15 protein-coding genes, 2 tRNA genes and 1 pseudogene are annotated in these 21,604 nt (G+C 54.9%); 10 read left to right on the forward strand and 8 right to left on the reverse strand.

Annotation, left to right across the window (positions count from 1 at the left end):
- Nucleotides 1–85 precede the first annotated feature (85 nt).
- From BLW10_RS01750 to BLW10_RS01760, 3 genes are read right to left on the reverse strand one after another with little or no spacing between them, the layout of a single operon-like run.
- Entirely contained in the window at nucleotides 86–2,488 is a 2,403-nt protein-coding gene (locus BLW10_RS01750; RefSeq protein ID WP_091331861.1) for an ATP-binding SpoIIE family protein phosphatase, read from the reverse strand.
- Between the two features lie 36 nt (nucleotides 2,489–2,524).
- Nucleotides 2,525–2,968 carry a type 2 periplasmic-binding domain-containing protein gene (locus BLW10_RS01755; RefSeq protein ID WP_143116986.1) on the reverse strand — a complete coding sequence of 148 codons (444 nt, stop codon included), beginning with the start codon at nucleotides 2,966–2,968 and terminating at the stop codon, nucleotides 2,525–2,527.
- A 23-nt stretch (nucleotides 2,969–2,991) separates the two neighbouring features.
- Nucleotides 2,992–4,359, reverse strand: coding sequence for a hypothetical protein (locus BLW10_RS01760; protein ID WP_091331865.1), 1,368 nt, complete (start codon nucleotides 4,357–4,359; stop codon nucleotides 2,992–2,994).
- Between the two features lie 150 nt (nucleotides 4,360–4,509).
- Here BLW10_RS01760 and BLW10_RS01765 point away from each other — a divergent pair.
- The 4 genes from BLW10_RS01765 (at nucleotide 4,510) to BLW10_RS01780 (ending at nucleotide 6,191) form a co-directional block, all read left to right on the forward strand.
- Nucleotides 4,510–4,583 (forward strand) — tRNA-Gly (locus BLW10_RS01765).
- 56 nt (nucleotides 4,584–4,639) lie between these two features.
- Nucleotides 4,640–5,746 carry an A/G-specific adenine glycosylase gene (gene mutY, locus BLW10_RS01770; RefSeq protein ID WP_177168959.1) on the forward strand — a complete coding sequence of 369 codons (1,107 nt, stop codon included), beginning with the start codon at nucleotides 4,640–4,642 and terminating at the stop codon, nucleotides 5,744–5,746.
- A 5-nt stretch (nucleotides 5,747–5,751) separates the two neighbouring features.
- The gene (locus BLW10_RS01775; RefSeq protein ID WP_091331867.1) at nucleotides 5,752–6,024 is read left to right on the forward strand and encodes an oxidative damage protection protein; all 273 of its coding nucleotides are present in this window, start codon (nucleotides 5,752–5,754) and stop codon (nucleotides 6,022–6,024) included.
- Between the two features lie 91 nt (nucleotides 6,025–6,115).
- A tRNA-Phe gene (locus tag BLW10_RS01780) sits at nucleotides 6,116–6,191 on the forward strand.
- A gap of 111 nt (nucleotides 6,192–6,302) precedes the next feature.
- On the opposite strand, the gene dusB is transcribed toward BLW10_RS01780, so the two are convergent.
- Together dusB and prmA are read right to left on the reverse strand one after the other, a co-directional pair.
- A complete protein-coding gene (dusB, locus tag BLW10_RS01785) occupies nucleotides 6,303–7,331 on the reverse strand; it encodes a tRNA dihydrouridine synthase DusB (protein ID WP_091331869.1) in 1,029 nt (342 codons plus the stop codon).
- A complete protein-coding gene (gene prmA, locus BLW10_RS01790) occupies nucleotides 7,328–8,215 on the reverse strand; it encodes a 50S ribosomal protein L11 methyltransferase (protein WP_091331871.1) in 888 nt (295 codons plus the stop codon). Before prmA ends, dusB begins: the two co-directional genes overlap by 4 nt.
- 149 nt (nucleotides 8,216–8,364) lie before the next feature.
- Here prmA and BLW10_RS01795 point away from each other — a divergent pair, with 149 nt between their 5' ends.
- Genes BLW10_RS01795 through BLW10_RS01805 form a run of 3 tightly spaced genes read left to right on the forward strand, consistent with a single transcriptional unit; the run spans nucleotide 8,365 to nucleotide 11,215 of the window.
- Nucleotides 8,365–9,462 carry a Re/Si-specific NAD(P)(+) transhydrogenase subunit alpha gene (locus BLW10_RS01795; RefSeq protein WP_091331873.1) on the forward strand — a complete coding sequence of 366 codons (1,098 nt, stop codon included), beginning with the start codon at nucleotides 8,365–8,367 and terminating at the stop codon, nucleotides 9,460–9,462.
- A 40-nt stretch (nucleotides 9,463–9,502) separates the two neighbouring features.
- Nucleotides 9,503–9,802 (forward strand): proton-translocating transhydrogenase family protein, encoded by a 300-nt coding sequence (locus tag BLW10_RS01800; protein ID WP_091331875.1) that lies wholly within the window; start codon nucleotides 9,503–9,505, stop codon nucleotides 9,800–9,802.
- A gap of 12 nt (nucleotides 9,803–9,814) precedes the next feature.
- Entirely contained in the window at nucleotides 9,815–11,215 is a 1,401-nt protein-coding gene (locus BLW10_RS01805) for an NAD(P)(+) transhydrogenase (Re/Si-specific) subunit beta (RefSeq protein WP_091331877.1), read from the forward strand.
- 166 nt (nucleotides 11,216–11,381) lie between these two features.
- Here the strand turns inward: BLW10_RS01805 and BLW10_RS01810 are convergent, their stop codons facing one another.
- Nucleotides 11,382–12,668, reverse strand: coding sequence for a citrate synthase (locus BLW10_RS01810; RefSeq protein WP_091331879.1), 1,287 nt, complete (start codon nucleotides 12,666–12,668; stop codon nucleotides 11,382–11,384).
- A gap of 419 nt (nucleotides 12,669–13,087) precedes the next feature.
- Here BLW10_RS01810 and BLW10_RS01815 point away from each other — a divergent pair, with 419 nt between their 5' ends.
- Both BLW10_RS01815 and BLW10_RS01820 read left to right on the forward strand, forming a co-directional pair.
- Entirely contained in the window at nucleotides 13,088–13,396 is a 309-nt protein-coding gene (locus BLW10_RS01815) for a DUF485 domain-containing protein (RefSeq protein ID WP_091331909.1), read from the forward strand.
- Nucleotides 13,393–15,114, forward strand: coding sequence for a cation acetate symporter (locus BLW10_RS01820; protein WP_091331881.1), 1,722 nt, complete (start codon nucleotides 13,393–13,395; stop codon nucleotides 15,112–15,114). Before BLW10_RS01815 ends, BLW10_RS01820 begins: the two co-directional genes overlap by 4 nt.
- Before the next feature lie 143 nt (nucleotides 15,115–15,257).
- Here BLW10_RS01820 and BLW10_RS01825 read toward each other — a convergent pair whose 3' ends face one another.
- Both BLW10_RS01825 and BLW10_RS01830 read right to left on the reverse strand, forming a co-directional pair.
- The gene (locus BLW10_RS01825) at nucleotides 15,258–16,169 is read right to left on the reverse strand and encodes a diguanylate cyclase domain-containing protein (RefSeq protein WP_425425873.1); all 912 of its coding nucleotides are present in this window, start codon (nucleotides 16,167–16,169) and stop codon (nucleotides 15,258–15,260) included.
- Nucleotides 16,170–16,177: 8 nt separating this feature from the next.
- Complete coding sequence (locus BLW10_RS01830) at nucleotides 16,178–21,172, reverse strand: PAS domain S-box protein (protein ID WP_091331885.1); 4,995 nt, start codon at nucleotides 21,170–21,172, stop codon at nucleotides 16,178–16,180.
- Between the two features lie 185 nt (nucleotides 21,173–21,357).
- On the opposite strand from BLW10_RS01830, the pseudogene BLW10_RS14090 reads away from it, so the two are divergent.
- Nucleotides 21,358–21,604, forward strand: a pseudogene (locus BLW10_RS14090) (hypothetical protein); the annotation flags it as partial.

Raw genomic sequence — 21,604 nt, forward strand, 5'->3', positions numbered from 1 at the left:
TCCTCATAACACGATTACAGATAGACACTGAAGGATTGAGTAGATGACAACCGCGCACCACAGCGTCCGGGTTCAAGCTGGCATGTTAATGATGCAGCGTTTTGAGCAAGACAATTAAATTACCGCTGCCATCATAATAGGCGCGAGCTTCATCCATGATGCTTTTAACCAGATGCACCCCTAATCCGCCAATCGGTCGCTCGTCTAATCCTAGCTCGATATTCGGTACCGGGGCTTCAGTGAATGGATCAAAGGGCGGCGCATCATCTTTAATGATAATTTGTAGCCATTCATCCGATAAACTCAAGCGTACATGAATGAGGCGATCCGATTCGCCATTTAAACCATGCTGCACGGTATTCACGATCAATTCTTCCAGACACAGATTGGCTGCCAGCGCCAGATCCGGGCGCTCAGCAAGCGCCGTCTCGACCCGCTCGGCAAGCGGCGGAATATCACCTAAACGTGCATGGAGGTGATGCTCAAGCAGGACGGTCATATTGTCCAGCAGCGGGAGTGGCGTATCCACACATAGCTCTCCAGATTTGCGACACAGCACCAAACAGGTGAGATCGTCTGATGCCTCCGCGCCAGCAACAAAGCTGGCAACATCGGCGACTAAAGCGTTGACTAAGGCTTCGGCACCGTCAGCCGGAACCGCCGCTTTAAGCCAAGCGTGTAAGCGGTCATCGCCATATTCTTGGCCACGCGGCGAGAGTGCCTCAGTCACGCCGTCTGTGTAGAGCAGCAGCGTTGCGCCTAGTGCCAGCGTGGCGGTGTAATCGGTGTAGGTTAGTCCGTCCATGACGCCGAGCGCGACATCTTGCGCACAGTCGAGCGCGGTTATGCTCCCAGAGGCCTGACGCAAGAGCGGCGGATGATGACCGGCATTGGCATACAGAAGTTGACCGTTACGTGGATCATAGATCCCATAACACGCGGTCACAAAGAGTTGCATCGGATTGCGTTCGCACAATAAATCATTAGCGTGCGCGAGAATTTCCGAGGGCGGGCCGCCGTTAATCGCCAGATCGAGTAACACGGTACGCGAGACCGCCATAAAAAACGCCGCGCCGACACCTTTGCCGGACACATCCGCGATCAAAATGCCGTAGCGCCCATCGGCGAGCGCAAAACAATCGTAAAAATCGCCGCCGAGCTCGCGGGCTGGATACATGGCAGCGTGTATCGCCCAAGTCACTTCGTTGGGGAAATCCTGCGGCAGAATCGCTGCCTGCATACTCCGCGCCAGCATCAGTTCTTCTTGCACACGCTGACCGGCAGCACGCAGTTGCGCATTGCTCTTGGCAAGTTCAGCGGTGCGGATGTGTACCAACGTTTCTAGCTCGCGCTGCCGCGAGGCGTTTTGTTCACGAATGACTTCTAACAGGCGCTGAAATTCTGTCGCTACGGTATTGAAGTTCCGCGCCACTAAGACCAGCTCATCGCGCGTATCAATGGTAATGCGGGTATCAAGCCGCCCGCTACAAAAGGCCGCCGTGCCCTGAGATAGGTTTTTGAGCGAGCGCAATGTAGACAGATAGATCCCAGCGAACAGATAGGCAATGGCGATGACAGTGCCAATCAAAATCGCCGCGATGCTCCATTGTGTGTGTTGCAGTCGCTCGATGTGCGCGACCAAATAGGCATCCGCAGCAGTCACCGCTTGATCGAGCAGCAGCCGCGCCTGCGCGAGATTAGCCCGTGACAGCGTACTCAGATCGGCAAGCGCCGTGCGATCATCCAGTGCCCGATCAGCGGTATCTTGCTGACGCTGAATGCCGGTCAGCAGTACCGTCAATGCGTGTTGTAGGTTGGCTGCCGTCGGCCTGCGTTCGATCAACTGTGCAACGCCGGTTTTTAAGCTCGGCACCGCTTCAGCGAGCACAACCTGTGCGCCGAGCGCATAGGACGCCAGTTCCACCAGATCCAGCGTGAGCACATCACGTTGCTTGCCAAGCGTTTCAAGCACCAGCGGCAGCCGGACGGTGAGCAGATCGCAGGCGGCATCGAGCGCCGAATCAACATTGAGCCGATGCAAACGCGCACTGGCTTGCATCAGGCTCAACAGGGCATTGATGGTCGCGGTACGGGTGGCAAAGCGGTGCTGGGGATCGCGGCTGTATTCATCGGTTGTGCGCACCGCATCCCAACTGGTTTGCAACCGCGTGACCGCATCGGCGAGTTCTGGATGCCGCTGTGCGGCGGCTAGGAGCTGTTGCTCGGCAGCTGGGGGCGGCTGGGTAGCATCTTGGATGGCGACATGGCGCTGTTCGATCAGCACCATCAAGGTATCCGCTTGAATAACGAACGCACGTAACCCGGCGCGTTCGAGTTCAGCGCGGCGGATGGTCGCGTCAGCGTGTTGCAAAACTGGCTGACTGAGCGCGATGAGCGCCAGCAACACCACCACGCCGATGAGCAGATATTTCCGCGAAAACGTCAATCGACCCGACAGCCAAACGGTTGGGGCGAATAACGTCTGCATGGTGTTGATATACTGCCGTGTATGCAACCGGCAGTATTAGCGCGGTTCGAGCACGATTTTCACTGAGCCATCAACCTGTTCAGTGGCCGTGTAGCCAATCGCCCCCGGCATCTTTTTCACCAATTGCGCGGCTTCGGCATCATCGGCAGCACGCCGCGGCGGCACGCCCATGCCAGTAAAGGTTTGACGCGCCCAATACGCCCGTAGCTGTGCCGGTTCACGTCCAGTCACTTGACGATAAAATTCATCACGTACCGGAGAATCTTCTTTTAAATCAATCGGCTCAATGGTCGTGCCGTCTGACCAGGTGCGTAGTTGCTTGAGAAAAATCTGCGTCGCCTGTGCCGCATCCACGCGCTCGACCGGAACCGCCGGATGAGCGATCACGCGCAGCGGATCCTCAGCAACAGCAGCGTGAAAGACGCCGAAACTGAGCACACTCACCAGACTGAGCAAACCGAAGTCATTCCAAGTTTTCATAAATTGCTGCTCCATTTCTGCTCTTAAAACACGACATCAAGGCCGACGGTTAACACGTTGACTTCATTCCGAAATGGAACCGTCTCAACGGCTAGAATACCCCGTGTGCTGGCATCCGGCGTCCGAAAATGATCGTATTGCACCTTGAGAGCCATGTTGTGACGGAAATCCCAGCGCACGCCGACACTCAGCGATTCGGTTGACGCATCTGAGGCGTGCGCGAGGCGGTCAAGTTCAGCCTGTGCCTGCGCTAATCCGGCATCAAGCAGCGGATGTAAGCCAGTCGCCGTCAAGGCTTGGGTATTGAGATTAGCGGTTTTGCGCTCGAACTGCGCATAAGACACATAGGGCGTCCACTGTCCGAAACTCCGTCCAGCAGTAAGTTGAAAACCGTCGTGGCGGGCGAGCATCGCTGATTTTGGATCAACCATCACCCATTCGCCCATCAAGCGCCAGGCACCCAAATAGGCGTCAAAACCGAGACTGGTATAAATCGCTGCGCCATCATAAGGATTGATTAAATCCTCAATCTGCGCCGCTTGCTGCTGTAAACCCAACGCATTCGGTAGCGGCAACAGCGGATTGTGTGCAAGCAACCGCACGCCACCGGCAAGCTGCGTCAAGCCCGCATTGAGCACATTGAGTTCGGGCGAGTTCAGATGCATGTCGCCGACCTCCGTGTATGACAGGCGAAATGTTACACGCGGTAGAATTGCGCTCACGGCCAGCCCGACGACATCCGTAAATTCACCATTAGTGATCGTTTTGGGCGTGGTGCCTGGAGCGTACACCGCGTAATCGACCCGTCCGCCGTAGCCCTGCACCAGCATCACCGTGTTACCAAACGGATGCCGCCATTGCACATCGCCACCATCGAGCCATGAAAAACTATTGAGCAGACCGTAAATTGGCAGCGCCGGACGCGCCAGCAGATAGGCATAACCGATTTCGGTGACATCCGAATCAAAATAGACCGGCGTGCGAATGCGCCCAAGCCGCACTGAGAGCGCATCGCCGAGTTGCTGGCGCAGATAACCGAGTCGTAACTCTGGCTCCATCTCGTTGCCGACCCGCGCTACGCCTTGCAGGGTCACTGAGGTCGTCGGCGTCAGCCACCAGTCGATCTGACCGCCGAGCACAGAATCGAGCTTAGTGCTAAATCCTTTATTAGCTGGGCGTTTTTGCGCAAATGAGGTGACAACGCCCGCTGCGTCGTTGTCGTTATAGGTGCCAGCAAAGGTGGCAAAACCGGAAAAATAGAGCGCGGGGAAGGTCGGTTGCTGGGGTGCGGTCTCAGCGCCCCAGCTTGAGAACGCTGGCAGCAGTCCCGCAAGCAACAGCCAGGATGGCTTGAACGATAACGATTTGGCGAAGTGATAGCATGTTGGCATGGTGATGATCGCGTCCCATCAGCGTCGGTGATCCTTCAATCCCACGCATGATACGGCGCGAAGCGATGCCAGTTCTAGGTTTTACATTTCGTGAACATGGCGCTGCGACTTGCCAAGCTGCCACAATCGCCTTAAACTCTTGCTTCTGTTGCGGGTGTAGTTCAATGGTAGAACAGGAGCTTCCCAAGCTTCTAACGTGGGTTCGATTCCCATCACCCGCTCCACTCCGCATCATCCTGCCTCGCGCACCCGCCGCTGTTTGATTGCTCCCTTAAAAGCTATGCTCTCCGTGTCACCGGCGGTCTTTGCAGCCAGCGTGCTTGATTGGTTCGATCAACACGGTCGCCATGATCTCCCCTGGCAGCGCGATCCCACGCACTATCGGGTTTGGGTTTCTGAGATCATGCTGCAACAGACGCAAGTCAGCGTCGTGATTCCCTATTTTGAACGCTTTATGGCGTCTTTTCCGACGCTGGCGGATCTTGCCGCAGCGGAGCTAGATGCCGTTCTCGCTCTGTGGTCAGGGTTGGGGTATTACGCTCGCGCCCGCAATCTCCACCGAGCGGCGGTGCAGATTATGACCGCGCATCACGGTCACTTTCCCGACGATTTCGCTGCCGTTGCGCACTTACCGGGCATCGGGCGCTCGACTGCGGGCGCGATTCTCTCGCTGGCCTGCGGGCAGCGGCATCCGATTCTCGACGGCAATGTCAAGCGCGTGCTGGCGCGGGTGTTTGGTGTCGCTGGCTGGCCCGGACAGCGCAGCGTGCTGCTCGAACTCTGGCATCTGGCCGAATGCTGTACGCCTATGACCCGTGCTGGCGCATACAATCAAGGCATGATGGATCTGGGCGCGACACTCTGCACCCGCACTCGACCAGCGTGTACGCGCTGCCCACTGGCCGCGCACTGCATCGCCCAACAACAAGTACGTCAGCGCGACTTGCCCGCGCCGCGTCCACGACAAACACTGCCGATCCGCGCCACAACACTGCTCGCCGTGCGCGATTCCAGTGGTGCGCTACTGCTAGAACGGCGGCCACCATCGGGCATCTGGGGCGGTTTGTGGAGTCTGCCCGAAACCGACATCCCCGCGACTGATACCGCCGCACTCGCCGACTGGTGCGTCGCACAGTTCGGCATCCGACCGCACCGGGTTGAAAGACTCCGTGAGCGCCGCCACACCTTCACCCATTACCACCTCAGCATGGCGTTAGTCACCATCGAGCTGGGCGCTGATCCGTCGCGGGTTCAGGACAGCGCCGCGTGGAGCTGGTACCCACCAGAAGCAGCCCGCCAGCTTGGACTACCGGCCCCGATTGCTCGCATCCTTGCTGACCTGAATCTGGAATCACAGCCGCTGTTGGCGTTGTTTGCGGGAGATTAAACATCATGGCGCGTACTGTTCACTGCATTAAACTCGGCTGCGACGCCGACGGACTCGACCGCGCTCCCTATCCGGGCGAACTGGGTCAGCGCATTTTCGCGCAGGTCTCGAAGGCCGCGTGGCAGGATTGGCTGCGCCATCAAACACGGCTCATCAACGAGCAGCGGCTGAGTCCGATTGATCCGAAAGCGCGGCGCTTTCTTGAAGAACAGATGGAACGGTATTTTTTTGGTGATGGTGGCGAGCAGCCAGCAGGCTACACACCGCCGTCGGCTTAAAAAATGTCGCACGAATAGCTTGACAGGTCGCGCTCAGATTGGTTTAATGTGCGACTCGACTGGTTGCTGTTTTAACCTGTCAAATGCTTAAGCCCAAGTAGCTCAGTTGGTAGAGCAGCGGACTGAAAATCCGCGTGTCGGTGGTTCAATTCCGCCCTTGGGCACCACATAAAATCAAAAAAGGCTTGTTACCTTAAAATCAGTGACAAGCCTTTTTTATTGGGATTTTCTGGGTTCTGTACGGTGTAAAGCTGTGCGATCTAGCTGACCATCTCTGGTCACGAAAAATCACGCTCCTCAAAAACCCCCACCGCCAACTGTAATTGCTCCGACGCTGTTTCAACTTGATTGATCCGCGCTCGAAAACGCGCCGCATCGGGTAGATCGCGGCAATACCAAGCGATATGTTTCCGTGCCATGCGCACTCCGGCGTATTCACCATAAAAGGCGTAGAGGGCTTCGAGATGTTCGCGCACAATCTCAGCCATCCACGCCCGTGACCGCTCGTGCTCAGGCGGCGCGGCCTGAGTTGGATCGAGCGCCGCGAGGATGTCGCGGAATAGCCACGGACGACCCTGCGCGGCGCGTCCGATCATAATTGCCGCTGCGCCCGTTGTGTGGAGCACCCGTTGCGCATCAGCAGCCGAGGCGATATCCCCATTGGCAATCAGTGGCAGTGCGACCGCTTCGCGCACAGCACGGATTGTGTCGTATTCAGCCGGCGTGCCATAGGTGCAGGCGCGGGTGCGTCCATGCACAGTCAGCGCGGCAATGCCGGATTCGCGGGCAAGCTGGGCGATGCGCACGGCGTTGCGTGCTTCCGGTGACCAGCCGGTGCGAATTTTGAGCGTCACCGGAACGGCGACAGCCGCGACCACTGCTTCGAGAATCCGCGCCACGCGCTGTTCATCGCGCAACAATGCCGATCCCGCCGCGACCTTACACACCTTCTTCGCCGGACATCCCATATTGATGTCAATGATGTGTGCGCCGCGCTCGACATTGAGCCGGGCAGCGGCGGCCATTTCCGCCGGGTCAGCGCCGACGATTTGCGCGGAAATCGGCCCAAGTTCATCTTGATAATCCAAGCGGCGCAGCGATTTACGACTACCCCAGAGCGCGGTATTGGCGGCGACCATCTCGGCCACCGCCAGCCCCGCGCCGAGACGACGGCACAGCGTCCGAAACGGTCGATCCGTGATACCGGCCATCGGCGCGAGCAGCAGGTTATTGGCGAGCCGATACGGGCCGATCTGTAACGGACGGATCAGGCTGGGCGCGGCGGGATGCTCCGACGGCGGGTTCATGCGGCGCGGCGTTGACCGCTGATTAACGCCCAGTCATCGCGCACACGCGGCGCATTGAGCGTGATGTGTTCGGCATAGGCGGCACTGACGGCGGCGATCTGGTCGCTGAGTACGCCCGACAGCACGACCTGTCCGCCCGGAACTAATTGCGCACACAGACGCGGTGCCAGCGTAATCAGCGGCGCGGCGAGAATATTTGCCAGTACCACATCAACGGAGACAGCCGCCGCGCACGGTTCCGGCGCACCGAGCGTGAGCCGCTCGCGCACACCATTTGCAGTGGCATTATCGTGGGTGGCGGTGAGCGCCTGCGGATCGTGGTCAATGGCAATCGCGTGCGCCGCGCCGAGTTTGAGCGCAGCGATGGCGAGAATCCCCGAGCCGCAGCCGAAATCGAGCACGGTTTTGCCACTGAGATCCGCGCCGTCGAGCCATTCCAAACACAGGGCGGTTGTCGCGTGATGGCCGGTGCCAAAAGCCAGCCCGGGATCGAGCGCGACGATGACAGCGGCGGGATCGGCGGGTGGCTGACCGTGCGGACACACCCAGAGCCGCTGTCCAAAACGGGTCGGTTTAAAGGTATCGAGCCAGACGCGCTCCCAGATTTGATCGTCCAGCCGTTGCACCTGTGGCCGCTGACCGAGACGGGCGGTGAGATCCTGCGCCAGCCGCTCGACCAGCGCCGCGCTTTCAGGGTCGCTCTCAAACAGCGCCGTCAGCGTGACCTGTGACCAGAGCGGCGTTTCGCCCGGGCCGGGTTCAAGCTGAGGTTCATCTCCGGCATCGCCGAGTGTGACCGACAGAGCGCCAGCCAATTCCAAATACTGTTCAAGGGCATCCGCCTGTGAACGCGGAACGTCGAAAGCCAGTTGTAGCCAGGGCATAGGGTCTCGGACTCGCTTGCAAGCAGCGGTGCGCGGTGGAAACGGGACGCTAGTTTAACAAGTTGCGGTTCATCAATGCGCTCGGGATAATGCGCACATTTTGCCGCCCCCAGGGTGGCGAACCACAACAGGGGCGAATCGTTAGAATTATGAAGATCGGAATCCCGTTGGAGACACGCCCTGGTGAGACGCGAGTAGCGTCCACGCCGGAGGTTGTCAAAAAGCTCGTCAGTCAGGGTTTTACGGTCATCGTCGAGTCGGGCGCAGGCTTGCGGGCCGGGTATCCCGATGCCGACTATGCCGCTGCCGGTGCCAGCTTGAGCGACCGCGCCAGCGCCTATGCGGTTGATCTGCTTCTGAAAATCCGCCGTCCTGATGAATCCGAAGTCGCGGCGATGCAGGCCGGTGGACTCTACATCGGTCTACTCGAATCCTGCGGCGAAGATGTCATTGTCGCGGCGATGCTGGCTAAAAAGATGCGCGTGCTGGGGCTGGAGCGGATGCCGCGCAGTTCGCGGGCGCAGTCGATGGATGTGCTCTCTTCGCAAAGCAATCTCGCCGGTTATCGCGCCGTGCTCGAAGCGGCAGCGCGTTACGGGCGCTTTTTTCCGATGATGATGACCTCAGCGGGTTCAGCGAAACCGGCGCGGGTGGTGGTGCTGGGCGCGGGGGTGGCCGGATTGCAAGCGATTGCGACGGCGCGGCGGCTGGGCGCAGATGTCTATGCGTATGATGTGCGCCCCGAAACCCGCGAGCAGATTTTGTCACTCGGCGCGAAACCGATTGATCTCGATCTCGGCGAGAGCGGCGCGGGCGCGGGCGGCTATGCGCGGGAACTGTCCGACGACGCCAAAGCGCGGCAGCAAGCGGCGCTCGCCGATGAGCTGGCTAAAGCGCATGTCATCATCACCACCGCATTGATTCCCTGTCGGCCTGCGCCGGTGCTGGTGACGGAAGAGGTGGTCAAGCGCTTGCGCCCCGGCTCGGTGATTGTCGATCTAGCGGCGGCCAGCGGCGGCAACTGTCCGCTCACGGTCGCCGATGACATCGTTGAGCGGCACGGCGTCACCCTAGTGGGTTTGACGAATTTTCCGGCACTGATTCCCGCCGATGCCAGCGCCTTTTATGCGCGTAACCTGTTGAATCTCATCGAGATCATGATCGAGCGCAGCGACGCCGGCCCGCAACTCAAAGACCTGAGCGCCGACGACATCACTGCCGCCATGCTGGTTCCGGCAGCGGCCTAATTCACGCGCCGACACTGCCGCTCACACAGGAGTCATACACATGCCCGAGGCACTCGATCCATCATTGATCGCCCTCTACGTTTTTGTTCTGGCCTGCTTCATCGGCTACTGGGTGATCTGGGGCGTCACGCCCTCGCTGCATACCCCATTGGTCGCCCTGACCAACGCCATTTCCGGCATCGTCCTGATCGGTGCGCTACTGGTCGCCGGCGATCCACAGGCCGGTCTGCTAGTACAGTTCATCGGTTTTATTGCCGTGCTGCTGGCCTCAATCAACGTCTTCGGCGGCTTTTTGGTCACGCACCGGATGCTGTCGATGTTCAAAAAGAAAAAGAAATAAGGGCGAACAGCAATGGAATTTACGGTCAACCATCAGGCGCTGGCGTATTTGGTCGCTGCGATCCTGTTTATTCTCGGTCTCAAGGGGCTGACCCATCCGGCGAGTGCGCGGCGCGGCAATGTTTACGCCATGCTCGGCATGATGATTGCGATTGTCGCCACACTGCTGGCGCGAGAGGTGCAATCTTACGGCTTCATCATCGCGGGCATTGGCGGCGGTGCGATCATTGGGGCCATTGTCGCCCTGCGCATCCAAATGACCGCCATGCCGCAACTGGTCGCCGCCCTGCATAGCTTTGTCGGTCTCGCTGCCGTGTTGGTCGGGATCGGCACCTTTCTGCATCATCAGACGCTCGGCCTGCTCAACGCGGTGCTGATGGGCGAAATCTCCGCCGGTGTGGTAATCGGCGCGATTACCTTTACTGGCTCGATCATCGCTTTTGGCAAATTGCAAGGGCTGCTATCCGGTGCGCCGGTTAAATTCGCCGGACAACATCTGCTCAATGCGGTGATTGCCATAGTGACGATTGCGCTAGCGGTGCATTTCGCGATGACGGGCAGTTTGCTGTCGCTGGCATTGATGACACTGCTCGCGCTCATCATTGGCGTGACGCTGATTATCCCAATTGGTGGCGCGGATATGCCGGTCATTATCTCGATGCTCAACAGCTATTCCGGCTGGGCAGCGGCAGCGACTGGTTTTACCCTGCATAATAATCTGCTGATTATTGTCGGCGCGATTGTCGGCTGCTCGGGTGCCATTCTCTCGTTTATTATGTGCAAGGCGATGAATCGCTCGATCATCAATGTCGTATTCGGTGGCTTTGGCTCCGATGGCGGCACGGGTGACAGCGCCGGAGCACAGGCTGCTGAAAAGGGCATTAAATCAGCGGCAGTCGAGGATGCGGTCTATTGGATGGAAGACGCCGGACGAGTCATTATTGTGCCCGGATACGGAATGGCGGTTTCGCAAGCACAACATGCGCTCAAAGAACTCTCCGAATTACTCGGAGCGCGTGGCGTTGAAGTGAAATTTGCGATTCATCCGGTTGCCGGACGGATGCCCGGACACATGAATGTCCTGCTCGCTGAGGCCGATATTCCTTACGACCAAGTGCTCGAAATGGACGAGATCAACCCGGAATTTCCGAGCACCGATGTTGTATTAGTTGTCGGCGCAAATGATGTCGTCAATCCAGCGGCGAAAGAAGATAAAACCAGCCCGATTTACGGGATGCCAATTCTCGAAGCGGGACGGGCGCGGCAGGTGTATTTCCTCAAGCGTTCGATGCGTCCGGGCTATTCTGGTGTTGATAATCTGCTGTTCTATCAGGACAACACCTATCTAGTATTCGGCGACGCGAAAGACACCATCGAAGGCATGAATACGGCGCTCAAGGGTGGCGGGCATTAATGATGCTTGATTTGCGTTGCGTGATAGGCTAACGCCTATTGATTGGGTGACGAAGATGGAGCTTCGTCACGAGAACACAACCAGCATTAAAAAACTTTGTGTTCTTAGCGCCTTAGCGGTTGATAAAAAAGCTGGTCGCTGGAAGCTGACGGCTAAATGCCGACACTCACCTGATCTCATGCGGTATATGATCGGTCTCGCTCGGGCCAACATAAAGCTGACGCGGACGCGCAATTTTATTCCCAGTAGTCTGGGCTTGCTCCCACCAATGCGCAATCCAGCCTGGTAGCCGTCCAATCGCAAACATGACCGTGAACATATTGGTCGGAATGCCAATAGCATGCAGAATAATCCCGCTGTAAAAATCGACATTCGGATATAACTGGCGCTCGATAAAATAGGGATCTTCTAGCGCAATCGCTTCGAGTCGGCGTGCAAGATCTAGCAACGGATCATGAATACCCAGTGTCGGTAATAGCTTTTCGGCAACTGTAGCCAACAGCGTTGCACGCGGATCAAAGTGTTTATAGACCCGATGCCCAAAACCCATGAGCCGCACTTTGCTGTCTTTATCTTTCGCTAACCGCACATATTCCTCGGGGCTGATTTGGCCGCGATGAATTTGGTCAAGCATTTCTAGTACCGCAACATTTGCCCCGCCATGCAGCGGCCCCCAGAGCGCACAGACGCCGGCCGCGCACGCTGTAAATAAATTGGCCTGACTGGAGCCAACCATGCGCACCGTTGAGGTCGAGCAGTTTTGCTCATGATCGGCGTGCAAAATGAGAATTAAATTCAGCGCATCTTTTACTAACGGATCGCAGTGATATTCAGCATAGGGTTGTGAAAACATCATGTGCAGAAAATTCGGCACATATCGCTGTCCGGGATGCGGATAAATATAGGGTTGACCAATCGAATGCCGATACGCATAGGCGGCAATTGTGCGAATCTTGCTAATCAATCCCGCCGCTGCCGCCTGAAAGTGATGGCTGTCTTCGAGTTCAAAATATTCAGGGTGAAAGCATGAGAGTGCGTTAATCATTGCGGAGAGAATCGCCATCGGCGGTGCCGAGCGCGGAAAACCCTCGAAATGATGTTTCATGCTTTCATCAAGATTGGCGCACGCTGTTAATTGTTCGGAAAAAATCCGATACTCTTCGGCGCTCGGTAAATGCCCGAAAATTAATAGCCAAGCGACTTCGACAAAATTCGGGGCTTGCGCAAATTGTTCAATCGGGATGCCGCGATAACGCAAAATGCCGCGTTCGCCATCAATGAAGGTAATGGCGCTGCGACAGCTTCCCGTGTTGGCGTAGCCCGGGTCGAGCATGATGTGACCGGTACGCGCCCGCAGATCCTGAATATCAATGGCTCGTTCACTTTCCGTGCCTTGACGAATTGGAAAGCGGTATTCTTGGCCGTCTAAAATGAGAATCGCGTCGTGTGTCATGCAAGGTTCCGTGTCTGGTACGTGGTCAAGTGGGTGTGCTTTAAGCGCATGGGGGACAGTCTCTACAGACATTGGACGCGAGTTTTAACCGCTGTATTGTAACAGTTTAGCCGCTGAAATCGCTGAAAACGCTGAAAAGCGCACCGCTGATCGACATCTTCCATAAACATAATTGAAATATTCAATCCTTAATTTGATTGACGATTCGACAGTGCGCACACCAGAATCCCGCTGTTCTACCCCGTGCGCCCGATACACATTACAAGCATCTAACGAGAGACACCCGCCCCGCTTTGCGGCGCGATTCCACACTCGGCGCACTTCTTAACGACACACGACGACTGTTCCCACTTCGGATGATGGTGGTCGTCCGTCTTGTCTCTCGCCTCGCCATCCTCCACAACACGCAGAGAAGATCCATGCAACTAGACTCGGTCAACGCCATCAAGGCGCACCCGCGTTATCAGGAGCTAGTGTGCTCCCGTAAATGCTTCGCCTGGAACCTGACGGTCATCATGCTGGTGATCTATTACGGCTTTATTTTGGCTATCGCTTTTGCCCCCGCATTACTCGGTACGCCGATTGCCGAGGGCGCTGTCACCACCATCGGGATGCCGATTGGCGTCGGCATTATTATTAGTGCCTTTGTCCTCACCGGAATTTATGTCGCGAAGGCGAATAGCCGCTTTGACGCCCTGACTAAAGCGATTCGGGAGGATCTGCAATGAAGCGGTTTTATCTTTGGGGCGTGCTATTGGCGTTATTAGCTCCATTTGCGCTCGTCGCTGCTCCGGCAGTCAGTGGCGAGGTTGAGCGCCAAGCGATGAATATCACGGCAATTATTATGTTCTTGGTGTTCGTCGCCGGAACACTGGGCATTACTTATTGGGCCGCGAAGCGCACGCGCTCCGCTAAAGACTTCTACACCGCTGGCGGTGGTATCACCGGCTTTCAAAACGGCTTGGCAATTGCCGGTGATTTTATGTCCGCTGCATCCTTTTTGGGGATCTCGGGTCTGGTATTTGCCTCCGGCTACGATGGCTTGATTTATTCCATCGGCTTTTTGGTCGGCTGGCCGATAATTATGTTTTTGATTGCCGAGCAAATTCGCAATCTCGGCAAATTCACTTTTGCTGATGTCAGCTCTTATCGCTTTGGGCAGACGCAAATTCGCACGATGGCAGCGATTTCTTCGCTCGTTGTCGTGGCCTTTTATCTGATTGCGCAGATGGTCGGCGCGGGTAAGCTGATTCAATTGCTATTTGGTCTGGATTACTGGATGGCGGTGGTTGCCGTCGGTGCGCTGATGATGGTTTACGTCATCTTCGGTGGGATGACCGCGACAACCTGGGTACAGATTATTAAGGCCGTATTATTGCTCGCAGGTGCGACCTTTATGGCATTGGCAGCGTTGTCAACCTTCGGTTTCTCGCCCGAAGAAATGTTCCGTCAAGCCGTTGAAACCCATCCAAAAGCGCTTGCCATCATGTCGCCCGGTTCGCTCGTAACTGATCCAGTCAACGCCATTTCACTCGGTCTGGCGCTGATGTTTGGTACCGCCGGTTTGCCGCATATTCTGATGCGCTTTTTCACCGTGCCCGATGCGAAAGAAGCACGGAAATCCGTGTTTTATGCCACCGGCTTTATCGGCTATTTCTACATTCTGACCTTTATCATCGGCTTTGCCGCGATTGTCTTGCTTTCGCAGCATCCTGAGTTCTTCAAGCCTGAAGCTTTAGCGGCTGATGGTGCGGTGATTAAAGATCAGCTTATCAAAGGCATTAACGGTGGCACCAATATGGTCGCTATTCGTCTCGCTGAAGCCGTCGGTGGCAATCTGTTCCTCGGCTTTATTTCGGCGGTCGCTTTCGCCACCATTCTCGCCGTGGTCGCTGGTCTGACGCTGGCTGGTGCTTCCGCGATTTCCCACGATCTCTATGCCAGCGTTATTGCACGCGGTCGGAGCAATGAAACCACCGAAATTCGCATTTCTAAAATTGCAACCTTCGGTTTAGGTCTGCTGGCAATTGGGCTGGGTATCGCTTTTGAAAGCCAGAACGTCGCCTTTATGGTTGGTCTCGCCTTCGCTATTGCCGCAAGTGCGAATTTCCCTGTGCTGGTGATGTCGATTTTCTGGGGCAAAATGACCACCAATGGCGCACTCGTCGGCGGTCTCGTCGGCTTAATTAGCGCCGTAGTATTGACCGTGCTATCAAAAGCGGTCTGGGGCGATGTCTTAGGCAATGTCAATGCCGATGGCAAGCCAATTGGTTTAATCGCGCTCAATAATCCAGCGATTATTTCAATGCCGCTGTCGTTCTTCTTTATTTGGATCGTCTCGCTGCTCGATCACTCCGAGCAGGCTAAACGCGAGCGCATCGCTTTTGAAGCACAGCGTATCCGCTGCGAGACAGGTATTGGTGCGGAAGGGGCTGTGGATCACTAATCCACGGCTTTAAAAACGCCTGCGCCGTCTCAGATCAGATTACTGAAACGGTGCAGGAAGAATGACGCAAATGGGACGCAGTGGATGCAGTGTATCTGTATCCACTGCGTCCCGTTTTTTGCGAGATTTGAACGAAGTATTATTTAAGCCCAAGCAGCACAATTGCGCCCGCGTGCTTTGGCCTGATACAACGCTTGATCGGCACCCTGCTTTAACGCCTCGGCGTCGTAATAAGGCTGATCGGGCGAATGTGTGGCCATGCCAACACTAATCGTCACCTGCGGGGCAACCTCCGAATAAGCGTGTTCGAGCGCCAGCGCCCGCACTGCATCGAGCAAGCGTTGCGCAAGATGCGCGGTACCCAGTCTGTCGGTTTCGGGCAAAATCACCGCAAATTCCTCACCGCCATAGCGTGCGACTAAATCCGTCGGACGTTGCGGCACCTGATACAGCGCCTGCGCGACCCGTCTGAGGCATTCATCGCCAGCGCCGTGACCATAGTGATCGTTGTAGGGTTTGAAGTGGTCAATGTCGATCATCAACAACGACAAGGATTGACCATTGCGGAGCAAACGTGTCCATTCTTCTGTCAGTTTTTGATCGAAATAACGCCGATTCGGAATTTGCGTCAAACCATCCTGCATCGCAACCTGTTCTAAGCGATCTGTGCGCAATTTGAGATTGATTTGATTCCGCACCCGCGCCCGCACAATCGCTGGACTAAAAGGCTTGGTAATGTAATCGGCTGCGCCAAGATTTAAACCATGCTCTTCGTCTTGCTCTTCGCCGAGGGCAGTGACAAAGATAATTGGAATAGATTTGGTGGCTTCAGCATTTTTCAGCCGAAAACAGATTTCATGGCCATCCATATCTGGCATCACAATATCGAGCAAAATTAAATCCGGCAGCGGCGGTTGTGCTGCAAGTTCTAGTGCTTTTTCGCCGCGTGTTGCGGTTAAAATACGATAATCTTTTTTCAATAACGCCGCTAACGCATGAATATTAGTTGGCTGATCATCGACGATCAAAATAGTAGTTGGTTTTTCCTCTAACACATCCAACCTCAAACCAATTTTTTAATACAGAGCTGTTCAGCCAGCGATTGCAGCAAATTACGGGCGCGATCATGTTCAAAAGCCGCTACCAGTGAGCGGATTTCATCCACCGCTGCCTGATGCCCGCAATCCTGAATAAATTCGGTCAAGCGCGTTAATAGTGCATCATCAATCCACTCGCCCGCCGTGAGTGCGCGGAGCAGTTCATCGAATACCGGCGCAATGCTCGCCGCAGTCTCGCTCGGATGCGTGCGCGGCTGTCTAGCCGCTGCAACCGTTGTGGCAGTCAGTGCGGCTAGATGCGTCTGTACCTGATGCAAGCTGTGTTCAAAGCTGGATAATTCCGCCGCTGGCAGCGGCTCACCGCGCCGCAGATGGCCTTCGAGACGCGCTGCCGCTGCCGACAACGCCTGAGCACCAACCGTAGCCGCCAGCCCTTTGAGCGTATGCAGCAAGCGCCGCTGTAGGTGCGGCTCGATCTGTTCCACTGGGCCGAACAGCGGCGCAAATTCGGTTGCAAGTTGTTCGCCGAAGAGCTGTAGCGCCCGCTGATACAGCACCTGATCGCCGTCGAACGCCTGCAATGCCCGCGCCGTGTCAATCAGCGGTGCCTGATCTGATGCGGCGCGTGTTAGGCGTGATGCGGACGCTGAATGGCTCTCCGACGGTACCACATCCCAATATTTCTCAACCGGCAACCACTTCTCTAACATGGCAAAAAGCGCCTGAATTTCAATGGGTTTAGCCAGATGATCGTTTGCACCAGCCGCCTGCGCCTGTTCGCGGTCAGCGTCCATCACTGCTGCTGAGAGTGCAATAATCGGCAAATCTGGCTGTTCCAGCCGCAGACGCCGCGTAGCCTCAAAGCCATCCATCACCGGCATTTGCAAATCCATCAACACCAGATCAACCGCCGTATCGCGCACGCAGTCGATGGCCGCCTGACCATCCTGAGCAATCAGAATCTTGACGCCGGTTTTGTTGAGAATCGCGGTCGCCACCTCACGATTGAGCGCATTATCTTCGACCAATAACAGCGTGTAAGCGCGTAAATCGGGGACGCGGCGGGCACTCGAACGCAACGGGCGCTCGGGGTCGCAATGCTCCGAAACTGCGTACTGCATGGCACGGAACAACGCCGTCGCCGTCACCGGCTTGCTTAAAAACGCACTATACAGTGACGCATGATCGGCCACATCCTGCTGACTGTAGGCACTGACAATGAGCGCCGGAATCCGTTTGCCGCTGAGGACGCCCGAGCGGCGCTGCGCGTGCAATTCGGTGAGCGTTTGCAGCCCATCGAGTTCACCCGGCATTTTCCAATCCATCAACAGAAATGCAAACGACTCGCCCGCCCGCTCCGCCGCCTGTACCGCACGGATCGCTGCCGCCCCGCTGTCAGCTTCTACGACTGTGAAGTCACGCTGTTCGAGCAAACCACGCAGCACCGTGCGCGAAGCAGCATGATCGTCAACAATCAACACGCGCCCGCCGAGCGGCATAGTTTCGGGCAATGTCGCATCATCCTCTAATGCGGGTAACATCGGCAGCGTTAAATCAAAATAAAAGCGGCTGCCAATGCCAGCGGTCGCCTCTAATTGCAATGAACCGCCCATTTTTTTCACTAATTTCTGACTAATCACCAGCCCCAAACCCGTACCACCATAGCGGCGCGTCGTCGAGCTATCGGCTTGCGAAAAGGGTTTAAATAACCGCGCTTGTTGTTCAGGTGTAATGCCAATGCCAGTATCACGCACTTCAAACCGCAAACAGGCTGATTCTATTCCTGCATCCAATTGATAAATCGACAACACCACCTGCCCGCGTTCTGTAAATTTAATCGCATTACTGAGCAAATTGATTAACACTTGCCCTAAACGCAACGCATCACCAGCAACGCGATTCTGTGAAGACACGGCTAAATCAAAAATCAATTCAATGCCTTTGGCATCCGCTGCATTGCCAAACAGCGTGCGCATCTGATCGAGCAGATCATCGAGACAAAACGGCTGGATCACTAAATCGAGTTTATCCGCTTCGATCTTAGAATAATCCAAAATATCATTAATAATTCCTAGCAACAGCCGCGATGAATCGCGAATCTTGCTCAAATAATCGCGCTGCTTGGCATCAAGCGGTGTGTCTAACAGCAAATCACTCAACCCAATCACCGCATTCATCGGCGTGCGAATTTCATGGCTCATATTGGCCAAAAATTGACTCTTCGCACGGCTGGCACGCTCGGCAGCTTCCTGCGCCTGTTTGATCGCGGTTAAATCATTATACACCGCCACCACTTCGCCCGATGACAGCTTAAAAATCGTATTTTCACGCCACGCTTGTAACCGATTATCTTGATAAAATACTGAGGGTAAAAACTGCGTCTGTCCGGTTATATTCACTTGCCGTAAGACATCAATCAGACCCATTTCAAGCGCAGCCGGAAAACAGTCCATCAAATTTCGACCAATCACCTGCTCATGATTTGTTTGGTCGAGACGTTCAGCGGCTGGATTATAGTCAGTAAAAATAAAATCCTGTCCGTCATGCGTGGGTTGATAAACAGCTACACCGCTGCCGGTCTTTTCAAAAATGCCTCGGAAGCGTTCTTTTTCGGCTTCCAGTGCATCTTTAGCATATTTAGCTTCCGTAATATCAACATCACTGCCACGATAGCCGAGTAATTGACCCTGCTCATCCATGATCGGCAGCGCATTGGTTGACACCCAAATTACTTGCCCCGCTTTGCACTGGATTGGATTGATACAGCCCTGAAAATTGCACTGTTGCGCGAAAGCAGCAAAGACGGCGTTTTTGAATGCCTCACGCCCTGGTTCAGGATGCAGATCATAAAAACAACGCCGCCCAACAATTTCATCCGGCGCATACCCCCAAACAATTTCTGCCACTGGACTGAGATAGGTATATAACCCCTCGGCATTGACTTCCCAAATCACTGTCCGGCTTTGTTCAGCTAATTGCTGTAAGCGTTGTTCACGGTCGAGAATATCGCGCTGGGCTTGCTGAAGTCGCGTGACATCTTCATTGACTCCAACCACGCGCACCGCCTGTCCAGATTCATCACGAATCACCCGCGCCAACGCACGCAATGCCCGTACTGCACCATCATTCTGACGCCGAATATAAAACGTCACATCAAACGGCTGTGATAATTCAATTAAAGCGCGAAATTCTGCTTCTACCGATGGCAATGATTCTGGAAGTACCAGTGCTGACCAATCCGCGAAGCGACAGCCAAATTGTCGCGGTTCAAGGCCATACAACTGAAACATACGTTCATCCCAAACTAAATGATCATCTGCAATCGTATAATCCCAGATACCGAGATTTGCCGCTTCCGTAGCTAATTGCAATCGCTCTTCAGTGCGCCGTTTTTGGAGTTCATCCTGTTTGCGACTGGTAATATCGCGCATCACTGCCAGCAACAGCGGCTGCTCATCGAGATCTAAGCGTGACGCCGTGACCATAACATCGATAATGCGACCATCTTTGCAGCGATGTTGGGTTTCAAATTCATCGCGTCCTTGCGTTAATATTTTTTCGATATGCGCAATAATGTACTCCGGCGATTCGTTGACTTCATAATCACTGATACGCACATGCAAAAATTCCTCGGCTGTATAACCGAGTTGCGCACAGGCGACTTGATTAAATTCCAGCGTTGCGCCATTACGCGGATTAATTAACAGCGTCGCGTCAGGATAAACTTCAAAAAGCGTGCGGAACTTAAATTCTTGTTTTTCTAATTGATGGCGGGTTTTAATCTGATGATGTTGATCGAGAATATAACCGCACAGCGCCCGCAGTTGTCCGGCTTCATTATATTCAGGAACAGCATATTGATAAAACCAGCGATAATAACCGGCTTGCGTGCGCACGCGACAGCGTAATTCAATAAATGCTGAACGCTCTGTTAAATGATTTGCGAGTTGCGATTGAATCGCGTCGCGATCTTCAGGATGAATTAAATCCTGAAAACACTGCTGTGGATGCAGCAGGGTGTCACGGTCGTAGCCGAGAATATCAATAACATTAGGTGAAATATATTCCAGTGGCCAGCCGGGGTGAGGTGCCCAAATGCAGAAAAGTAGCGGCCCAGCGGCAAAAAAGCGCGATTCGCGTTTATCGAGTAATGCCGCGAGCACCTGATTTGAGGTGCGCAATTCTTGATTGAAGCGTTCGAGGTCTTGGTGATTGCTTTTGAGCAGATTAAACCAATTATTATAATAGAGACTAACGAGATCTTTATGACTGACTAAGCCGAGAATTTGTCCAGTTTCAGCAATAACAACGACTCGCTTAATACGCTCATGCCGGCACAAACGCAACGCATCAGAAATGGTTGCGCCTTCATTTAGTGTGAATAACGGATGACTCATGCGGGTGTGCATGGGCGCAGTTAAATCAGCGCGTTCGTTGATTAACTGAATTAAATCGCGCTGCGTCAAAATGCCGGTTGGTTGCCCGCGATCATCGGTCGCAACTGCTGCCGTAAATCGTCCGGCATCCATCGCGCACATAACTTCGCGCAAATTGACATCCTGATGAACTGTCAGGGGTTGAATGCCATGAATTAAATCGCCCAAGCTTTGTGCTTCAGCCAGCACCTCGGGATCGAGACTACGCGCCAGATCGCTGTAACTGACGATGCCAACGAGCTGTCCGCGCCGATCAATCAGGCACAGATGCTCAGAGCGATTGCGGATGGAGTGTAGACCCTCAAGCACCGAGTCGTCGGGGTCGAGCACTTCGGCTGCGGGCAGTTCGACCTGCGCCAGCGTGGTCGTCGGTGACAGGCCGCGCACACGAAAAGCGAGCAGACTACTGGCTACCACCAAGCGGTAGCGACCATCGGTTGACGGCACCACGACACTGCGAATGTTGTGCTGCTGCATGGTTTTTGCCGCGTCCGCAAGCGTCGCTGTGGGTGGCAAAGTGATGACCGCCGTGGTGGCGAGTGTCCGCAACGGAGGAAACAGCATCGGTGTTGGTCGCGTTTGGGGTGAGTGGGCGAGTGTACTATTGTGCGTGCATCCGTCTCTCGAATTGAATGGATATTTTCTAGTGAATCGAAATCCAGATCTGCAACCCAAGGTTCATCAAAAAACCCAATTATAGTTATTTGCAGAAGTGTCTATAATTATAGTAAATAAAAGAGGTTTTCACGATGAGAGTGCGAAATATAAAAATTGAAAACCCAGACTTACTGGCTTGCTCTATCAAAAAAGAGTGTGATCCAGCTATCAAATATCGACTAGCTTTTTTGCAATCTGTAAAAGAAGATCCTGATCATATAGAAGAGTCCTGTCAGATCTTTTCAGTGTCAGTACCTACAGCGTATGTTTGGATTCGAGAATGGAATAAGAATGGCTACGAGGGGATCGCGCATCCTTATCACAAATCCGAGCGCTTGC

The sequence above is a fragment of the Allochromatium warmingii genome (assembly GCF_900107145.1).
Taxonomy (GTDB): Bacteria; Pseudomonadota; Gammaproteobacteria; order Chromatiales; family Chromatiaceae; genus Thermochromatium; species Thermochromatium warmingii.

Coding starts and splice junctions, on each gene's coding strand:
- BLW10_RS01750 (WP_091331861.1), bottom strand. CDS start 2,488: ATGCAGACGTTATTCGCCCCAACCGTTTGGCTGTCGGGTCGATTGACG.
- BLW10_RS01755 (WP_143116986.1), bottom strand. CDS start 2,968: ATGAAAACTTGGAATGACTTCGGTTTGCTCAGTCTGGTGAGTGTGCTC.
- BLW10_RS01760 (WP_091331865.1), bottom strand. CDS start 4,359: ATGCCAACATGCTATCACTTCGCCAAATCGTTATCGTTCAAGCCATCC.
- mutY (WP_177168959.1), top strand. CDS start 4,640: ATGCTCTCCGTGTCACCGGCGGTCTTTGCAGCCAGCGTGCTTGATTGG.
- BLW10_RS01775 (WP_091331867.1), top strand. CDS start 5,752: ATGGCGCGTACTGTTCACTGCATTAAACTCGGCTGCGACGCCGACGGA.
- dusB (WP_091331869.1), bottom strand. CDS start 7,331: ATGAACCCGCCGTCGGAGCATCCCGCCGCGCCCAGCCTGATCCGTCCG.
- prmA (WP_091331871.1), bottom strand. CDS start 8,215: ATGCCCTGGCTACAACTGGCTTTCGACGTTCCGCGTTCACAGGCGGAT.
- BLW10_RS01795 (WP_091331873.1), top strand. CDS start 8,365: ATGAAGATCGGAATCCCGTTGGAGACACGCCCTGGTGAGACGCGAGTA.
- BLW10_RS01800 (WP_091331875.1), top strand. CDS start 9,503: ATGCCCGAGGCACTCGATCCATCATTGATCGCCCTCTACGTTTTTGTT.
- BLW10_RS01805 (WP_091331877.1), top strand. CDS start 9,815: ATGGAATTTACGGTCAACCATCAGGCGCTGGCGTATTTGGTCGCTGCG.
- BLW10_RS01810 (WP_091331879.1), bottom strand. CDS start 12,668: ATGACACACGACGCGATTCTCATTTTAGACGGCCAAGAATACCGCTTT.
- BLW10_RS01815 (WP_091331909.1), top strand. CDS start 13,088: ATGCAACTAGACTCGGTCAACGCCATCAAGGCGCACCCGCGTTATCAG.
- BLW10_RS01820 (WP_091331881.1), top strand. CDS start 13,393: ATGAAGCGGTTTTATCTTTGGGGCGTGCTATTGGCGTTATTAGCTCCA.
- BLW10_RS01830 (WP_091331885.1), bottom strand. CDS start 21,172: ATGCTGTTTCCTCCGTTGCGGACACTCGCCACCACGGCGGTCATCACT.